The sequence below is a fragment of the Glutamicibacter sp. NPDC087661 genome (assembly GCF_044743275.1).
Lineage (GTDB): Bacteria > Actinomycetota > Actinomycetes > Actinomycetales > Micrococcaceae > Glutamicibacter.
In genome coordinates, this window is the sequence record NZ_JBIUWE010000001.1 from 1,107,113 (window position 1) to 1,122,398 (window position 15,286).

The 15,286-nt window shown below is 61.7% G+C and carries 15 protein-coding genes and 2 tRNA genes; 7 read left to right on the forward strand and 10 right to left on the reverse strand.

The window, feature by feature from the left end:
* Positions 1-18 precede the first annotated feature (18 nt).
* On the reverse strand, positions 19-741 hold the full coding sequence (locus ACIOTN_RS05260) for a beta-ketoacyl-ACP reductase (RefSeq protein WP_105657795.1): 723 nt from the start codon (positions 739-741) through the stop codon (positions 19-21).
* A 217-nt stretch (positions 742-958) separates the two neighbouring features.
* On the opposite strand from ACIOTN_RS05260, the gene ACIOTN_RS05265 reads away from it, so the two are divergent.
* From ACIOTN_RS05265 to ACIOTN_RS05275, 3 genes are read left to right on the forward strand one after another with little or no spacing between them, the layout of a single operon-like run.
* Positions 959-1,381, forward strand: a complete 423-nt coding sequence (locus ACIOTN_RS05265; protein WP_332731728.1) for a DUF3099 domain-containing protein — start codon at positions 959-961, stop codon at positions 1,379-1,381.
* Positions 1,381-1,626, forward strand: coding sequence for an acetone carboxylase (locus tag ACIOTN_RS05270; RefSeq protein ID WP_105657794.1), 246 nt, complete (start codon positions 1,381-1,383; stop codon positions 1,624-1,626). The genes ACIOTN_RS05265 and ACIOTN_RS05270 overlap by 1 nt, the downstream gene beginning before the upstream one ends.
* Positions 1,627-2,535 (forward strand): SURF1 family protein, encoded by a 909-nt coding sequence (locus tag ACIOTN_RS05275; protein WP_402734859.1) that lies wholly within the window; start codon positions 1,627-1,629, stop codon positions 2,533-2,535. It abuts the gene before it with no gap.
* Between the two features lie 78 nt (positions 2,536-2,613).
* On the opposite strand, the gene ACIOTN_RS05280 is transcribed toward ACIOTN_RS05275, so the two are convergent.
* The 8 genes from ACIOTN_RS05280 to mptB (ACIOTN_RS05315) all read right to left on the reverse strand — a co-directional run bounded on the left by ACIOTN_RS05280 (position 2,614) and on the right by mptB (ACIOTN_RS05315) (position 11,146).
* Positions 2,614-2,856 carry a hypothetical protein gene (locus ACIOTN_RS05280; protein WP_402734860.1) on the reverse strand — a complete coding sequence of 81 codons (243 nt, stop codon included), beginning with the start codon at positions 2,854-2,856 and terminating at the stop codon, positions 2,614-2,616.
* A gap of 8 nt (positions 2,857-2,864) precedes the next feature.
* The gene (locus ACIOTN_RS05285) at positions 2,865-3,059 is read right to left on the reverse strand and encodes a hypothetical protein (protein WP_402734861.1); all 195 of its coding nucleotides are present in this window, start codon (positions 3,057-3,059) and stop codon (positions 2,865-2,867) included.
* Positions 3,060-3,127: 68 nt separating this feature from the next.
* Positions 3,128-4,729, reverse strand: a complete 1,602-nt coding sequence (locus ACIOTN_RS05290; RefSeq protein ID WP_105657791.1) for an ABC-F family ATP-binding cassette domain-containing protein — start codon at positions 4,727-4,729, stop codon at positions 3,128-3,130.
* A gap of 186 nt (positions 4,730-4,915) precedes the next feature.
* Positions 4,916-6,019, reverse strand: coding sequence for a GTP pyrophosphokinase family protein (locus ACIOTN_RS05295; RefSeq protein WP_105657790.1), 1,104 nt, complete (start codon positions 6,017-6,019; stop codon positions 4,916-4,918).
* 84 nt (positions 6,020-6,103) lie between these two features.
* A complete protein-coding gene (locus ACIOTN_RS05300; protein WP_105657789.1) occupies positions 6,104-6,874 on the reverse strand; it encodes a DUF2637 domain-containing protein in 771 nt (256 codons plus the stop codon).
* Positions 6,875-7,004: 130 nt separating this feature from the next.
* On the reverse strand, positions 7,005-8,108 hold the full coding sequence (locus ACIOTN_RS05305) for a VanZ family protein (RefSeq protein WP_402734862.1): 1,104 nt from the start codon (positions 8,106-8,108) through the stop codon (positions 7,005-7,007).
* A 57-nt stretch (positions 8,109-8,165) separates the two neighbouring features.
* Positions 8,166-9,647: a polyprenol phosphomannose-dependent alpha 1,6 mannosyltransferase MptB gene (gene mptB, locus ACIOTN_RS05310; RefSeq protein WP_105661236.1), complete on the reverse strand. Its 1,482-nt coding sequence runs from the start codon at positions 9,645-9,647 to the stop codon at positions 8,166-8,168.
* Entirely contained in the window at positions 9,647-11,146 is a 1,500-nt protein-coding gene (gene mptB, locus ACIOTN_RS05315) for a polyprenol phosphomannose-dependent alpha 1,6 mannosyltransferase MptB (RefSeq protein WP_286134545.1), read from the reverse strand. The genes mptB (ACIOTN_RS05310) and mptB (ACIOTN_RS05315) overlap by 1 nt, the downstream gene beginning before the upstream one ends.
* Positions 11,147-11,381: 235 nt before the next feature.
* Here mptB (ACIOTN_RS05315) and orn point away from each other — a divergent pair, with 235 nt between their 5' ends.
* Both orn and ACIOTN_RS05325 read left to right on the forward strand, forming a co-directional pair.
* The gene (orn, locus tag ACIOTN_RS05320; RefSeq protein WP_105657785.1) at positions 11,382-11,993 is read left to right on the forward strand and encodes an oligoribonuclease; all 612 of its coding nucleotides are present in this window, start codon (positions 11,382-11,384) and stop codon (positions 11,991-11,993) included.
* Positions 11,994-12,151: 158 nt separating this feature from the next.
* Positions 12,152-12,227 (forward strand) — tRNA-His (locus tag ACIOTN_RS05325).
* A 97-nt stretch (positions 12,228-12,324) separates the two neighbouring features.
* Here the strand turns inward: ACIOTN_RS05325 and ACIOTN_RS05330 are convergent.
* A complete protein-coding gene (locus tag ACIOTN_RS05330; protein ID WP_402734863.1) occupies positions 12,325-12,888 on the reverse strand; it encodes a DapH/DapD/GlmU-related protein in 564 nt (187 codons plus the stop codon).
* 332 nt (positions 12,889-13,220) lie between these two features.
* On the opposite strand from ACIOTN_RS05330, the gene ACIOTN_RS05335 reads away from it, so the two are divergent.
* Both ACIOTN_RS05335 and ACIOTN_RS05340 read left to right on the forward strand, forming a co-directional pair.
* Positions 13,221-13,296: transfer RNA gene (locus ACIOTN_RS05335), tRNA-His, on the forward strand.
* A gap of 831 nt (positions 13,297-14,127) precedes the next feature.
* Complete coding sequence (locus ACIOTN_RS05340; RefSeq protein ID WP_181148860.1) at positions 14,128-15,276, forward strand: acyl-CoA dehydrogenase family protein; 1,149 nt, start codon at positions 14,128-14,130, stop codon at positions 15,274-15,276.
* Positions 15,277-15,286 lie beyond the last annotated feature (10 nt).

Genomic DNA, 15,286 nt, shown 5'->3' on the forward strand with positions numbered 1-15,286 from the left:
ATTTCTTGCTTAAATCTTCTAGTGGCCCATGCCCAGGCCGCCATCAACCGGGATCACGGCACCGGAGATGTAGCCTGCTTCGTCGCTGGCGATCCAGCGGACCACGTTGGCAACCTCTTCAGGCTCAGCAAAGCGGTTGGCCGGGATGCTGGAGAGGTATTCCTTCTGGGTGTCCTCTGGCAGCACAGCGGTCATCTCGGTGTTGATGAAGCCCGGAGCCACAACGTTGGCGGTGATGCCGCGTGAGCCCAGTTCACGGGTCAGCGAGCGGGCGATGCCCACCAGGCCGGCCTTGGACGCCGCGTAGTTGATCTGCCCTGGCGAGCCGTAAAGGCCGACGACCGAGGAAATCAGCACGACACGGCCGCGCTTGAGCCGGATCATGCCCTTGGACGCGCGCTTGATCACGCGGAAGGCGCCGGTGAGGTTGGTGTCGATCACCGAGGTGAAGTCGTCTTCGCTCATGCGCAGCAGCAGGGTGTCCTTGGTGACCCCCGCATTGGCGACGAGGACTTCTACCGGACCGTGGGCCGCTTCAACTTCCTTGAAGGCCGCGTCGATCGATTCGCCGTCGGTGACATCGGCCTTGACGCCGAGCAGTCCGGCGGGAACCTCGCCGCTGCGGTAGGTAATGGCCACTTTGTCGCCGTTGGCTTCGAATGCGCGCGCAATAGCAAGTCCGATCCCGCGGTTGCCGCCGGTCACGAGGACACTGCGGCCAGTGGTTGGTTCCGTAGTCAATGTATTTCTCCGTTCATGCGCTCGCTGTCCTGGCATGGTAAATCTCTCCAAGGGCCAGCCGAAAAGCGCACTTTGCCTAGTTAAGTAGCTACTCCGTGAACAATCCTATTAGTTACTACCCAGTTTTACCGCTTCGACAGCGCGTAGAAATTACACTCTTCGTGCCGCAGGTGAGACAATGGGAGCAGATCCCGTACTGCGAAGCGAAGTCTTTTACATGTCCCCACAGCCCACGAATCACGGTTCCAGCCAACCGGAAGTTCACCGCATTACCGAAGCGCGCGAGTCCCATACCACCGAGCGCGATTCACGTGTGCGCAAATACACGATTTCCATGACCGTGCGCCTGATCTGCTTCGTTCTCGCTTTCTTCTTCGATGGCTGGCTGCGCTGGGTCTTGCTCGCGGGCGCAATTATCCTTCCCTATATCGCAGTGGTGATCGCCAACGGCGGTGCGGATCTGACCAAACGCGAACCGCCCGCCGAGTTCTACAAGGCTCCCGGCGCCCAGGCTATCGCCGCACCGGACGAAACCGCGCCGGCCGCGCAGCAGGCACCGGAACCAGAAGTGATCGACGGAAGCTTCGCCGAAGAAGCTGATCCGGTGCAACAGCCAACAACTGCTCCCAAGGAGGACTAGTGGATCTGCTAGGTTCGCTCGGCGGCTCCCCTGCCGCCGCCGAAATCCAGTGCTCGCGAAAGGGCTGCCGCAACGCCGCCAGCCACCAGCTGCTGTGGAATAATCCGAAGATCCACACCCCGGACCGGCGCAAAATCTGGCTGGCCTGCGAAGAGCACCGCGACTGGCTCGAAACGTATCTGAAGGAACGCCTGCTCTACAAGGAAACGCTGCCGATGCCGGGCAATGAAGGAGAAAGCAAGTAGATGTATCGTTTTCTGGCCAGTACCCGGTGGGTCGGCTGGCTCATTCTGGTGGCGATCTTCGCCGCCGCCTGCATTGGCTTGGGCAATTGGCAAGCCGACCGCCGTGCCGAAGTCCTCGACGGCATCGAACGGGTCAACCGCAACTACTTCGCAGAGCCGGTCACCGGCACGCAGGCCCTGGAGAATTTCCAGGACCTGGACGAGGACAAGACCTGGATGACCGCGCAGCTCAGAGGCCAATATCTGCCCGCGGATACCATGATCGTGCGCAACCGCATCAAGGCCGGCAGCCCCGGCTACGAGGTGCTGGTGCCGTTCAGGACCACCGAGGGCGGAACTGTCGTCGTGAACCGCGGCTACCTGCCGATCGGCAACCAGGAAAACGGCCACCCGGATGCTGTTCCAGCGCCACCTGCCGGAGAAGTCACTGTGGATGTGCGCTTGAAACCATCGGAAATCCGCTTGGACCGCGGCGCCCCGGAGGGCCAATTGGCTTCGATCCAGCTCGAAGACTACGCCAAGCTCCTGGACTACGAGATCGCCCAGGGCGCCTACGGCCTGATGTATGAAGAGGATCCGGCCCCGGCCACTGCGCCACTGCAGCTGGACGCTCCGGATATGGATGAAGGTCCGCATCTTTCCTACGAGATCCAGTGGTACATCTTTGGCGTGCTGGCTTTCATCGGCTTCTGGTATGCCGCTCGCCAGCAGAAGAAGCTGAACGCCGAGGATGCCGCCGAGCAAGCCGAAGCCGAGGCGCTGGGCCTGGACGAGCCGCTGCACAAGGTGCGCAAGATTCGCGCCAAGCCGGATAAGAAGTTCCGCCGTGACGGCACGCCGACCGATGAAGCCATCGAGGATGCGCTGCTCGACCAGGCCGACCACACGCCAGGGGGCCTCCCGAAGTAGCTGCGGGAAACAAGGGAACCGCGCGGCAGCTGGAATATTCCAGTTGCCGCGCGGTTCTCTGCTTAATGCAGTTTTCTTTCAGCTGCCGTTGGCCGGCGGCGTCCAGCGGATCCCGCTGTCGCTGCACCCAGGAGTCTTGTGCCACTCGCCTTCGAGGCAGTAGGCATCGATGAGGGTGCGGTCCCCCACCGGCTCCTGCAGTTCCAGCGTGTAGGGCGCGGTCTCGTTGCCCTGGCAGGCATGCGCTTCGCCTTCCAGCGGTTCAACCACGATCCCGATGGCGATCTGGTCATTGGACGGCTCCACCTGGGTGGCGGTCACGTCGCCGGTCACCCGGAGGAACAGGCAAGCCGCATGACCCCGAGGTCGAGGCTGGTGCTCGACGCATTCACCCCGGCAGGGTCCAGCAGCGTCCACTGGGCGTTGATCTCATCGGAAACCTGTGCGGCGCAGCCGGCCAGCGCGCTGGCAAGCAGCAGCCCAGCGCCTGCGATCCGCGGTAATTTGCGTCCAAAAACACTCATGGCTTGGCAGCTCCCTTTGAAGATGGTGATCTGCCAAGCCTACGAGAGCTATTGCGCGTTGTCAGGATTTAAGTCAGCGAAACCAATTCCAGGTAATCCTCGTTGAAGAGGTCCTCATCGCCATCAGGCAGGATGACCACGCGCTCAGGCTGCAACGACATCACTGCGCCCTCATCGTGGGACACCATGACCACGGCACCCGGGAAGGTGGACAGCGCGCCCAGCACCTCGGCGCGCGAGGCAGGGTCGAGGTTGTTGGTCGGCTCATCAAGCAGCAGCACATTGGCGCTGGAAGCCACGATGGTGGCCAGGGCCAGACGGGTCTTCTCGCCGCCGGAGAGCACGCCGGCCGGCTTGGTCACGTCGTCGCCGACGAACAGGAACGAGCCGAGGATCGAGCGGACGTCGGCATCGTTCAGGTGGTCAGGCGCGTTGCGGCGCATGTTCTCCAGCACGCTGGCTTCCGGATCCAAGGTGTCATGCTCCTGGGCGAAGTAGCCGATCTTCAGGCCGTGGCCCGGAATGATCTTTCCGGTATCGGGTTCGGAGACACCGGCGAGCATGCGCAGCAAGGTGGTCTTGCCGGCACCGTTCAGGCCCAGGATGACAACCTTCGAGCCGCGGTCGATGGCCAGCGAGACATCGTTGAAGATCTCCAGCGAGCCATAGGCCTTGGACAGGCCTTCGGCCATGAGCGGGGTCTTGCCGCAGGGAGCCGGATCCGGGAAGCGCAGGGCTGCAACCTTGTCGGAGGCACGCTCCTCCTGCAGCCCGGAAAGCATGCGATCCACGCGCTTGAGCATGGACTGCGCCGCCGAGGCGCCGGAGGCGCGGGCCTTCATCTTGTTCGCCTGGGTCAGCAGGACCGAAGCCTTCTTCTCGATGTTGGCGCGCTCGCGCTTGCGGGCACGCTCATCGGTTTCGCGCTGGATCTTGTAGCGCTTCCAGTTCATGTTGTAGACATCCACCACGCCGCGGTTCGCGTCGAGGTTCAGCACCTTGTTCACGGTGGATTCCATCAGGCCGGTATCGTGGCTGATCATCAGCACGCCGCCGGGGTAGTTCTTGATGAAGTCGCGCAGCCACATGATCGAGTCGACGTCCAGGTGGTTGGTCGGCTCATCGAGCAGCAGGGTCTCGGCGTCCGAGTAGAGGATGCGTGCCAGCTCGACGCGGCGGCGCTGTCCACCGGACAGGGTGCGCAGCGGCTGGTCCAGGATGCGGTCCGGCAAATCCAGGTTGGCGCAGATGGCGGCCGCTTCGGATTCGGCAGCGTAGCCACCGGCAGCGATGAATTCTGCTTCCAACCGGTCGTACTGGCGCATGGCCTTGGCGGAGACGGCAGCGTCCTCGCTGGCCATGTCCTCGCGGTTCTGGGCCAGCTTGGTGACCACCACGTCCAGGCCGCGGGCGCCAAGGATGCGATTGCGCGCCAGCTGCTCCATGTCAGGGGTCTTGGGGTCCTGCGGCAGGTAGCCGATGGAGCCCTTGAAGGTGACCTCACCCGAGGCTGGCTGGGTCTCGCCGGCGAGGACCTTGGTCATCGTCGTCTTGCCGGCACCGTTGCGTCCCACCAGTCCGATCTTGTCGCCCTTGTCGATGCGGAAGTTCACTTCGTCCATCAGCAAGCGGGCGCCGACGCGTAGCTCAAGGTTGGCTACGGAAATCATATGGTGTGGCCCTTTCATGCGGGTACAAGAATTGTGCGGCCCACAAATTGGGCAACTTGACTATTCTACCGGCCAACCACGCCGTGGCCTGCGGAACGTGCACAAACTAACAGTTTGGGGTTGAGCTGGCTAAAGAATCGAAGCCCGCACTTCCACCGCAGTGGAAATCCGGGCTTCGAATCGAAATTATTCCTTGTCGCTGGGTTGCGATCGGTAATCCATCATCTGGATCAGGCGGCGGCGCAAGGAGGCTTCGCGGCGCAGGTCCCCGCCGCTGGTCTTGTCGATGTGGTCCTTGCCGAAGCGCCAGAGCAGCACGTCGTCCAGCAAGCGGTCCGGACCCGGCGAGTACCGGTGGTCCAGCGCCGCACGCACATCGGTGACCACATTCGCATCCAGCAGCTGCGCCAGCTGCCAGGTCTGGTCGATGCCGTGGGAGCCGAGCAGCTCGGCGGCCCAGGACCAATCGTCATCGCGCTTGCGGTCCACGTGCGGCAACAGCGTCTGCCATATTTCGCCGATCTTCTCGCCGGTCAACGGCTCGGATCCGGCGCCCTGCTGGTCGTGGTAGCCGTTCAGGCGGTGGTACAGCTCGTCGATGTCCGTGAAGTAGTCCTCCACGGTTTCCAGCATCGCCGCGGTGGCGGTGAAGTGGCGGTCGATCTGCGGATTCCAGGCGGCCTCGCCGGGATGCTTGAAGCGGATGTCGTGCTCCATTTCGGACCAGGCATGCTGCAGCACGGTGCGGATCTGCACTTCGAAGACGAAGTTGCCGCTGGCTACCACCGGCTTGCCCAAGGCCTCCTGGAATTTGCGCACGATCGGCTCGCTGCGGGTCTTGAGCAGCAGGTGGCGCGAGGAGTAGCCGTAGGTGCCGGACTCCACCGAGCCGATGTCCTTCTCCCGGTCGCTGCGGCAGTCGAAGGAGTCGCGGTGCGACTTGATCAGGCTGGCCACCTGCTGGATTTCATGGGGCAGCATCACGATGATGCGGATGCCCACCATGTCGTGGATTTCGCGCAGCGGGTTGGGGAATTCCAGCACCGGGGCGGTCTCGGAACTTTCCTGCAGCCGGCGCGAGGCCTTGGCCGCGAAGGACTGCGGCGATTTCACCCGGCCGGTAATGAACAGCGGTTGCACCTCGGAATTCGCGAACAACCGGCGGATCTTCGCCTTCATGGCCGACATGACGGTATTGAGTTCGCCGGTCACAGACTTGTACTGCTCAACGGCGGCCGCAATCTGTTCGGAGAACTCGTCGTTCGCCTGGCCCTGCGCCGGATCCATCATTGATGCCTCCTGGATGCTAAAGCGTTCCTGAAAATGCTGTCCTCATGCTCATGCCCTGGCGCCAGCCGGGTGCGGCGACGGCCCTTATGGGCGGGAAAGGCGCTTAGCCATGTCGTCGAACAATGGCGCCTTGTCCTCGGTCTTCTTCTGCGCTGCAGGCTTGGTTTCCTTGGCTGGCTGCGCGTTCTGCTTGATCGGGGTGACCTTCGAGTCCGATCGGCCGGCCGCGATGCCTTCGGCGCGGGCTCGGGCCAGCGCGTCCTGGTGATCCTGTTCCAGGACCGATAGGCGTTCTTCCTCGGCGGTCTTGGTGTCGGTCAGCGCAGCGTTGTAGCCATCATCATAAGCGACGCCGTACTTCTCGGCGTTTTCCTGCTCTTCGTTGTATTCCAGCTCAGCGCGCAGCTTCGCGGCTTCGGACTTCTTCTGGTACATGTGCACGGTCAGGTGGGTGATGGCCAGCAAGACGATTGGCGGCATGGCGGCAACCAGCGCGGAAACCAGCGGCGGCACTCCGTTTTCGATCGAGTCCACGGTCAGGATTGCGTGGGTGGAGTTCGCCGCGGTGGAAACGATCGCACCGAAGAACAGCAGCGACCACGGGTAGATCATGGCCTTGCGATGGAAGCCGTTCAGGGCCACGATGGCCACGGTGGCGGCCACGATCATGCCGTCGATGATGATTGGCCAGATCCAGGCCAGGCGCGGGCTGATGCCCGAGCGTTCGGCCAGGTCGGTCAATGCAGCGAACGAGAGCACGAATGCGCCGATGGCAATGAGGACCGTCGCGCCTACGGCCGTGCCTAGGACGGCGCGGTGCGGTTCGGCCGGGACCTCTGGTTTGTTATCTTCCATGCTGCTGAGCAGACCTAACTTTTGGGAATTATCGGTATGTCTTCAAACGCGAGTTTGCTGGACCGCACCCCAGGCGCAGACCACCGCGTTCCATTTTAGCGTGCGCCTTGCGTTGCTGGGGCGCCTTGGCTCAAAGGGCGCGACGGTCGATGAAACCGGTACCGCTGATTTTTCCGGCCAGCCCCCGGTGATTCGCCTCGAAGATGAAGTAGAAGGCGCTGATCGCGATATAGATCACAACGAGCATGTTCAGCAGCGGGTAGGGCGTGAAGTCGACCATGCTGGTGGAAATCTGGAAGAGGAAGTTAATCCCGCCAAATCCGAGCAGGCTGCGCAGCAAGGCCCGGCCGGCCGGAGCCGGTTGCCCCTGCCCGTCGGTGAGCATCAGCCAGGCACAGCGCTGGCCGAGGGTAGCCCGTCCCGGCGCCAGGCTCGGCAGCCAGAAGACGCAGAAGACCACGAGCAGCGGAAGCCAGAAGTTCATCCACTGTTGGCCGAACTCCGGGGCACCCAAGCGCTCCAGGAGTTCCAGTGCAGCGCCGATGACGAAGAGCACGGCCGAGGTGAAGCCTGCATCGAAGATGTTGGCCAGTGCGCGGCGGGCGCGGGTGACCGGCCGCGCCGGCGCGTTGGCCGCGTTCGCTTCCACCGGACCGGACAGGAAGCGGAACATCGGAAGGTAGGCGATCATCGCGCCCAGCAGCGCGCCGGCAGTGTTAGTGATCAGGTCATCGACGTCGGCCACGCGGTAGGCGCAGGTGTACAACCCCCAAATAGCGGTGTACTGGGTCAGCTCGATGGCCAACGAGGCCGCGAAGCCCAGCAAGACGCCGGTGAAAATGTTGCCGCGCAGCCAGCGCACGGCCAAGATGCCCAGGGGCATGAACAAGATGATGTTGAACAGCACCTGCCACAGCGTGAAGCTGGTGGCGAAGCCGCTCAGCCCGCGCTCCACGATGGCCACCCTGAAGTCGTCGACGAAACGGCCGGGCACCAGTTGCGGGATGGCCACCCCGGGACGGCAGAATTCGTCGCGCGTGGCCGGCAGCGGAAGCATGGTGTAGCTGAAGAGGCCGAATCCGTAGACCGCTGCGGTTGCGGTGGTAATGGTGCGGCGCCAGGACAACCGTCCATGCCGGCGGTATTGCACGGCCAGCAGGAAAACGCCGGCGGACGCCAAGAAGAGGGCGCCGCCGAGAATGGCGATTGCCGCTGGCCAGAACATTGTTTGCATATTTCTATCTAAGCGGAATATTCCGGGAGAAAGCTGGGCTGCAGAATGTGACCTTGGCTATGCTTTCGGCCCGCGCAGCACTTTCCTGGTTCTGGCATCGGCAGTGAAGAGGCCGATGAACAAGCCCGCTACGAGCACGCCAGCCAGGGTCTTCATCAGCCAGGCCGAGTGCCACTGCTCGATGGAGAGCTGGTCGACGAAAACCGCCACCAGGATCAGGCTGGATACATAGATCATCAGCTTTTCCGATCCCCAGGACACCTTGTGCGAAATGGCGAACAGCGCCATCAGCCACAGGATGTACCACGGCTGGATAATCGGAGCCAGCAGCACCACCGCCGAGAGCGCCCACGCCGCTAGGCGCACCGGGCTGGAGGTGTCCTTGGCCAGCGCCAGGCGCGCCACAATGGCCAGCGCGATGACCTGGAAGACGCCCACCACGATGGCATTCACCAAGGAGATATCGGCGCCGAATATGCCAGCGAGATTGCTCAGGGACCAGCCGATCAGTCCCACGGGAGCGTACGGGAACGCCGCATCGCCCGCGGTGAACATGGCAAGCAGCCAGCCGAACCAGAGGTTGGTGACCGCACCGATCAAAAGCAGCCAGGTCAGGGAGAGGGCCGCGACCTTGGCCCAGATTTTCCACCTCTCGCGCATCGACGGGCTCCTGCCCAGCAGGACCAAGCCGATAAAAGGCAGCGCCAGCAGCACGATCGGCTTGACCGACACGGCTATGGCCAGCGCCATCGTGGCGGCCATGGGACGGCGGTCGTAGGCATAGGCGAAGGCGCTGAAGACACCGGCGATCATCAGCGCGTCGTTGTGGACGCCGCCGATCATGGTCAGCAGGAACAGCGGATTGCCCACGATGGCCCAGTTGGCCCAGTTCGCGCTCTGCCCCATTTTCTGCGCCAGCTTCGCAGTGAAGTGATAGCAGCCCCAGACACCGAGCACGGCAATGACGCGCAGCAGGCCCACGCCGATTTCGGGAATGCCGTTGGAGGCGAAGTAGATGATGCGGGCGAGCACGAGGAAGAACGGGCCATAGGGCGAGGGCGATTGCGCCCACAGGCTGTCGGATCCGCCATCGAACCAGCCCGGAAGCGCGGACACGCCTTCGGCGTACGGGGATTTGCCGGCGTGCAGCATGCGGCCCTGGGCCAGGTAGGAGTAGACGTCGCGGCTGAGGATCGGGAAGCTGAGCATCAGCGGAGCAGACCACATGGCCAGCACGCGGGCCAGTTCCCGCCCGGTAATCTCACCGGCAGCCTGGACCCATGGCCGGGCCAGGATCCAGGTTCGGGTCAACCAGACAATTCCCACGGCCATCAGCACGATGCAGCTGATGACACCTGGCACTTCGGTTCGGAATTCTATGAAGAAGCCGCTGCGTGCCAGCGGGGACAGCTGGTTGCGCGGGAACCAGCCGATCCCCCAGGAGGCGACGGTAATCATGGCCGAGGCGGTGAACCCTTGCCATGATAGTGACCGCAGGCTTGCGCGCTGCGGTGCCAGCTTCGGCTGCTCCACTGCCACTAGGCTTTCTTGCTCTTCTTCAGCCAGTTGGTCGAGCTGAGCAGATCAGCGCAGATGTTCTTGGTCTTCGGATCGAAGAAGACAAGGTACAGGGCGCAGGCGATGGAGATGCCCCAGGAAATCAATTGGACGCGTGGAACCAGGGAATCCTGCAGGAACTGCCAAACGAAGATCTGGTCAGCGGCCTGGTAGGCCAGGAAGAAGATGGTGGTCAGGTGCAGCCAGAGCATCTGCCAGTCATCGCGCAGGCCGGTCGCGGCGAAGAACGGCAGCAGCCACAGGAGGTACCACGGCTGGATCACCGGGGAGAGCACGACAATCGCCGCGAAGGCGATGGCCATGCGCTGCACCAGGTGCGAGTGCTTTCCTCGGAAGATCAAGACAAAGGCGATGGCTACGCCGACCAGGCGGCCGAAGAGCTTGGCCGCGGGCAGGATCCACTCGGTGGACAGCCCGATGGCGGAGACCAGCCCGCTCAGCGCGATGACCGCAATGCCTACCGGGGAGAAGATGGAGTATCCGGTACCGGTGAAGAGCATGACCTTCAGCCAACCGAACCAGTAGCCATTGAGCCACCCAACCACGGTCATCAGGGCCAGGAAGATCATGCCGGTGTAGAACCAGTAGAGGATGCGGCGCGGCCAGGCAGCGTTAGGCCCTGCCCAGAGCAGGCCGATAAACGGCAGCAGTACCAGGGTAATCGGTTTGACCCCCACCGAGGCCGCCAGCACCACGATGGCCCAGAAGCCGTAGCGCTTGCATGCCAGGTAGACAGCCCAGACCGACAGGCCGGTCATCAGGGCATCGTTGTGCGCACTGGCCACGAAGTTCACCAGGAACAGCGGGTTCGCCACGGTCATCCAGGCGGCTTTGGCCCCGGAGACACCGTGCAGTTCGGCAAGCTTGGGCACGTAGCGCAGGCAGAGCAGCACGCCGATGAATGCAATGGCGCGGAAGGCCAGGACCGCCGCGTCGGTCGAAGGGCCAGTCAGCTTGACCACGAGGAATTCGATGCTCAGGTAGAGCGGGCCGTAAGGGGTGCCGTCCTGCGCCCACATGGTGTCGGCACCGAGCTGGAACCAGTTATTCAGCGAGGATATTCCGTCAACATAAGGATCCTGCCCGGCATCCACCAGCCGGCCTTGGCCGATGTAGGCGAACACGTCCCGGCTCATGATCGGCAACGTGACGAACATCGGGATGCTCCACAGCCAGACCGCACGGCGGACCACCTTCAGCGAACCCTCGCCCCAGCCCTTGAGCTTCTGGCCCAGGCGCCACCAGGAACGGAAGAGGACCCAGCAACCCAGGGCCAGCAGGATCACGCAGGTGATCACGCCGGCGGGTTCGGTGCGCAGCATGATGAAGAACGGGTCGCGGTTCAGCGGGGATACGCTGGCCAGCCACCCGGTACCGAAGGATCCGAAAAGGATCAGGGAGGAACCGATGACGCCGCTGAGAAGGGTCCTATTCACTCCAGCGTAGGGCGGGGAGCTCACTGCTGCTGGCTTGCTGGCTGACACACTGACACCTCGGGCTGTAACGGACATGAGTTCGAGAGTAATTAAGCCAGCGTCGCATGTGCCGCGCCCTTGCAAGCAGGCAATTCAACAGCCGGAAATCTCAGACGATTTTAGCATCGAGCACGCGTCCAGGCCGGTTGAAACACTGTCCTTCCGCCGTGCGACGAGGGTGCGCTCCCCCACAGCGCTGCTTGAAGTGTAGATTGGTTACGTGGCTAGTAACTCAGAAAAAATTGTATGGATCGATTGCGAAATGACCGGCTTGGATCTGGTTAACGACGCATTGATCGAAGTAGCAGTGCTCATTACCGACTCCGATCTGGAGATCGTCGACGAGGGCATCCAGGTAGTCATCAAGCCCGAGCCGGCAGCTCTGGCGCAGATGGATGATTTCGTTCGCAATATGCATGTGGTTAGCGGCCTGCTGCCCGAGCTGGAGAACGGCATTTCCATGGAGGAAGCCCAGCGCCTGGTGGTCGACTACATCAAGAAGCACGTTCCGGAGCCGAACAAGGCGTTGCTGGGCGGCAACTCGGTGGGCACCGACAAGAACTTCTTGGCACGCGATATGCCCGAGGTCATTGAGCACCTGCACTACCGCATTATCGACGTGTCGACCTTGAAGGAGCTGAGCCGCCGCTGGTTCCCGAAGGCGCACTACGGCGCTCCAGCCAAGACCGGCAACCATCGCGCACTGGGCGACATCCAGGATTCGATCAACGAGCTTCGCTACTACCGCGACGCCATCATGGTGCCGGCGCCGGGACCAACCTCCGTTGAGGCCAGGAAGATCGCCGCCGGGATCACCGAAAGCGCCGGCTAACCGCTAAACGAAGGCCCCGGCGCATTGGTGATGCACTGCACAGTGCCCCAGGGGCCTTCCGATTGGCATCAAGCGCGGAATTGTGTGTATAGTATTTCTCGTTGCCAGATACGGAATTGGTTCGCAAAAGCGTTCTGACTAGTAACGAAGCAAACATGGTGGGTATAGCTCAGTCGGTAGAGCGTCTGGTTGTGGTCCAGAAGGTCGCGGGTTCAAACCCCGTTACTCACCCCAGAGACAAAGACTCGATCCAGAACGAAAGTTCCGGATCGAGTCTTTTGCTTTACCCGCACGCCTGGCAACGCCGCCGCTCAGCTGACGAGCCGCAGAATTAGACCGTGCGCACCACCCTGGCTGGCGAGCCAACCACAACAGCGCCGGCAGGTACGTCTTTCGTTACGACCGCGGCGGCAGCGACAACTGCGTTCTCGCCGATCGTGACACCGGAAAGTATGGTCGCGTTCGCGCCAATCCAGACGTTGCGCCCAATGATCACTGGAGCCGGAATCATATCCGCCCGCCGAGCAGGTTCAAGATCGTGATTAAGTGTTGCCACAACGACGTTGTGCCCAATCAAGCACTCATCCCCGATACTGATGCCGCCTTGGTCCTGGAATTTGCAGCCAGCATTGATGAAGACGTTTTTCCCCAGTTCGATATTGCGGCCAAACTCCGAGTTGAACGGCGGGACTAGCACCACCGAGTCGTCAACGTTCGTTCCGGTCAGCTGCCGCAGCAAATCCCGCACTTGCCCTGGGCTGCGGTAGCCGTCGTTCAGCTCCGCGCAAATGCGCAGCGCGTCCTGGCTTGTGCTATGCATGAGCGCATGCAGCGGCGAACCGGCGGTAATTCTCTGGCCAGCATTCAAGGCTTCCAGAAGATCGTCAATGCCCAAGAATTCCCCCCATCATCAATTCTTCACGGTGGCTCGAACTATATCGGCTTCCACCGTCGATGCCTAGCATCGTCGGGCCCTGCACCTGCAGCAAAGCATTTCCCGCAAGTACTGCTGGCAAAGGCGTGATCACGGCACGGGGATCCATCTCATGAGGCAGTTCAGCGGCGAGCAACAGCCCCACAGCCATGAATAATGAGCATCCCGTCACAATCCCGGAAATGGCTCCATGCGAATTGGTATTTCCGGCCTGGATACGTGTATAGTATTTCTCGTTGCCCGGTACGAGATCATGAGCACTACAGCTTCTGACTAGTAACGAAGTAGACATGGTGGGTATAGCTCAGTCGGTAGAGCGTCTGGTTGTGGTCCAGAAGGTCGCGGGTTCAAACCCCGTTACTCACCCCAGATCGAAAGACCTGGTTCGGAATGGAAATTCCGAACCAGGTCTTTTCTCGTTTCCGACGCCTTGAAGCGCAATCAGCAAGGCACCGGGCCTCGTTGATTCCAGACCGAACATCTGGAATCCAGAGGCACTCGCCACCAGTCCCCGCCAGCGAATCCGACACGGCGTTCAGCATCGCGCCGCTAGCCGCCAACCCGCCTTCACCGCCGGCAATGGCCACCGCATGGAACCACCAGATGCCCAGGCACCCTGCCGACGCCGAAAAGATCGCTTCCATGGCACAGGTCGGGCGCCTCGACGCGATCGCACGCAACCCTGCCAGCAGTCTCGAAACAAACAGATTCCATCAAGCGGCAACCGGGTCGATTTCGCGTGGAGTGATCCGCAACCCGCGGGACAGTCCAGGGTTGCATTATTGGCACTGCCCGCCCCTGCATAACGAGCCACTTGCCTCCCCTAGGCCCCTATTCGAAGTATCACTGTCTCCGGTGAAGCCAACGCCATCACGCACGGATGCCGGTTGCAGATTCGTCGCCGACAGGACCGATTGAACAGGCAGTTCGAACCTGCCGGCGAGCGCAGTGCTGCCCGGATGCGGTGTTAAGTCATATTTCGGTGGCTAGGAACACGGATTCGAAACTATGTTCGAATGCGTTGTGTTTTGGGGTCTACCCCCGTGTTTTTCGAGACTTTTTGCGTTATCTAGTGACTTGAATCGTTGTTTGCCCTGGCGAATAGGCACGCATTGGCCTGAGCGACCATAATGGATGATGTACTTCGGCAAGCCAGTGAGCTTTATGCCTTCGTTCCATCCACCGAAAGGTACTCCCCCTGTGAAACGCGCGCTCTTTGAAGAGGACCACGAGCAGTTCCGTGAACTGGCTACGGAATTCAACGCCCGGGAGATTTCCGGTAAATACGCTCAGTGGGAAAAGGATCATCAGATCCCCCGCGAGGTGTGGCAGTCTGCCGGTGAAAACGGCCTGCTGGGTCTTGCAGTGCCTGAGCAGTTCGGTGGCATGGGCATCGATGATTACCGCTTCCGTGTAGTGCTTGATGAGCAGCTCGTGCGTTCGGGGCATCTGTCCGTAGCCTTGGCCTTCCACCTGCACGACGACCTGGTGCTGCCGTACCTGCTCTCCTACGGCTCTGCCGAGCTCAAGGCCAAGTGGCTTCCACGCATGGTCGATGGCTCCACCATTACCTCCTGCGCGTTTACCGAGCCTGGCGCTGGATCTGACCTGCGCGCGGTGCGCACCAAGGCGGTCCGCGATGGGGATGACTGGCTGATTAGCGGCCAGAAGACTTTCATCGGCAATGCTGCGTTTGGCGATGCCGCTCTGGTGCTTGCGCGCACCGATGGCGAGAGCGGACGTGCGGGCGAGCAGTCATTCTCGCTGTTCATGGTCGAGCGTTCCGAGGGGTACACCAACGGCAGCCCCTTCGACAAGATTGGGCTGCGGGCTTCTGATACCGCTGAGCTGTTCTTCGACGATGTCCGCGTCTCGTCTGCGGATCTTGTTGGCGAGGCTGGACAGGGCCTGTCCTATGTCAAGGCGCAGCTTCCCCAGGCCCGTCTGGCTATTGCCGTGGCTGCCTCGGCGATCTGCACCGCGTCCTTCGAGCAGGCGCTGGAGCATGCGAAGAACCGCTCGACCTTTGGCCAGGCGCTGACCGAGTACCAGAACACCCGTTTCGAACTGGCTAACCTGAAGACTGAGGCGCATGTCACCCAGAGCTTCGTGGACCGGGCCGTCCTGGCATTCAACGACGGCGAGCTGGATCCTTCCGAGGCTGCCGAGGTCAAGCTTTGGGCTAGTGAGAGCGCTAAAAAGCTTTCCGATCAGGCATTGCAGCTGCATGGCGGCTATGGCTACATCATGGAGTACCCGATTGCCCAGTCCTTCACTGCCTCCCGCTTGCTGACCATCTTTGGTGGCACAAGCGAGATCATGCGTGAAACTATTGGACGAGCACTCTAAGCACTTTTGA

Bases quoted from the DNA above. Each gene is read 5' to 3' on its own strand.
- ACIOTN_RS05295 (WP_105657790.1), bottom strand. From the start codon at position 6,019: ATGATGGATCCGGCGCAGGGCCAGGCGAACGACGAGTTCTCCGAACAG.
- ACIOTN_RS05305 (WP_402734862.1), bottom strand. From the start codon at position 8,108: ATGCAAACAATGTTCTGGCCAGCGGCAATCGCCATTCTCGGCGGCGCC.
- ACIOTN_RS05300 (WP_105657789.1), bottom strand. From the start codon at position 6,874: ATGGAAGATAACAAACCAGAGGTCCCGGCCGAACCGCACCGCGCCGTC.
- ACIOTN_RS05265 (WP_332731728.1), top strand. From the start codon at position 959: ATGTCCCCACAGCCCACGAATCACGGTTCCAGCCAACCGGAAGTTCAC.
- ACIOTN_RS05275 (WP_402734859.1), top strand. From the start codon at position 1,627: ATGTATCGTTTTCTGGCCAGTACCCGGTGGGTCGGCTGGCTCATTCTG.
- ACIOTN_RS05285 (WP_402734861.1), bottom strand. From the start codon at position 3,059: ATGAGTGTTTTTGGACGCAAATTACCGCGGATCGCAGGCGCTGGGCTG.
- ACIOTN_RS05290 (WP_105657791.1), bottom strand. From the start codon at position 4,729: ATGATTTCCGTAGCCAACCTTGAGCTACGCGTCGGCGCCCGCTTGCTG.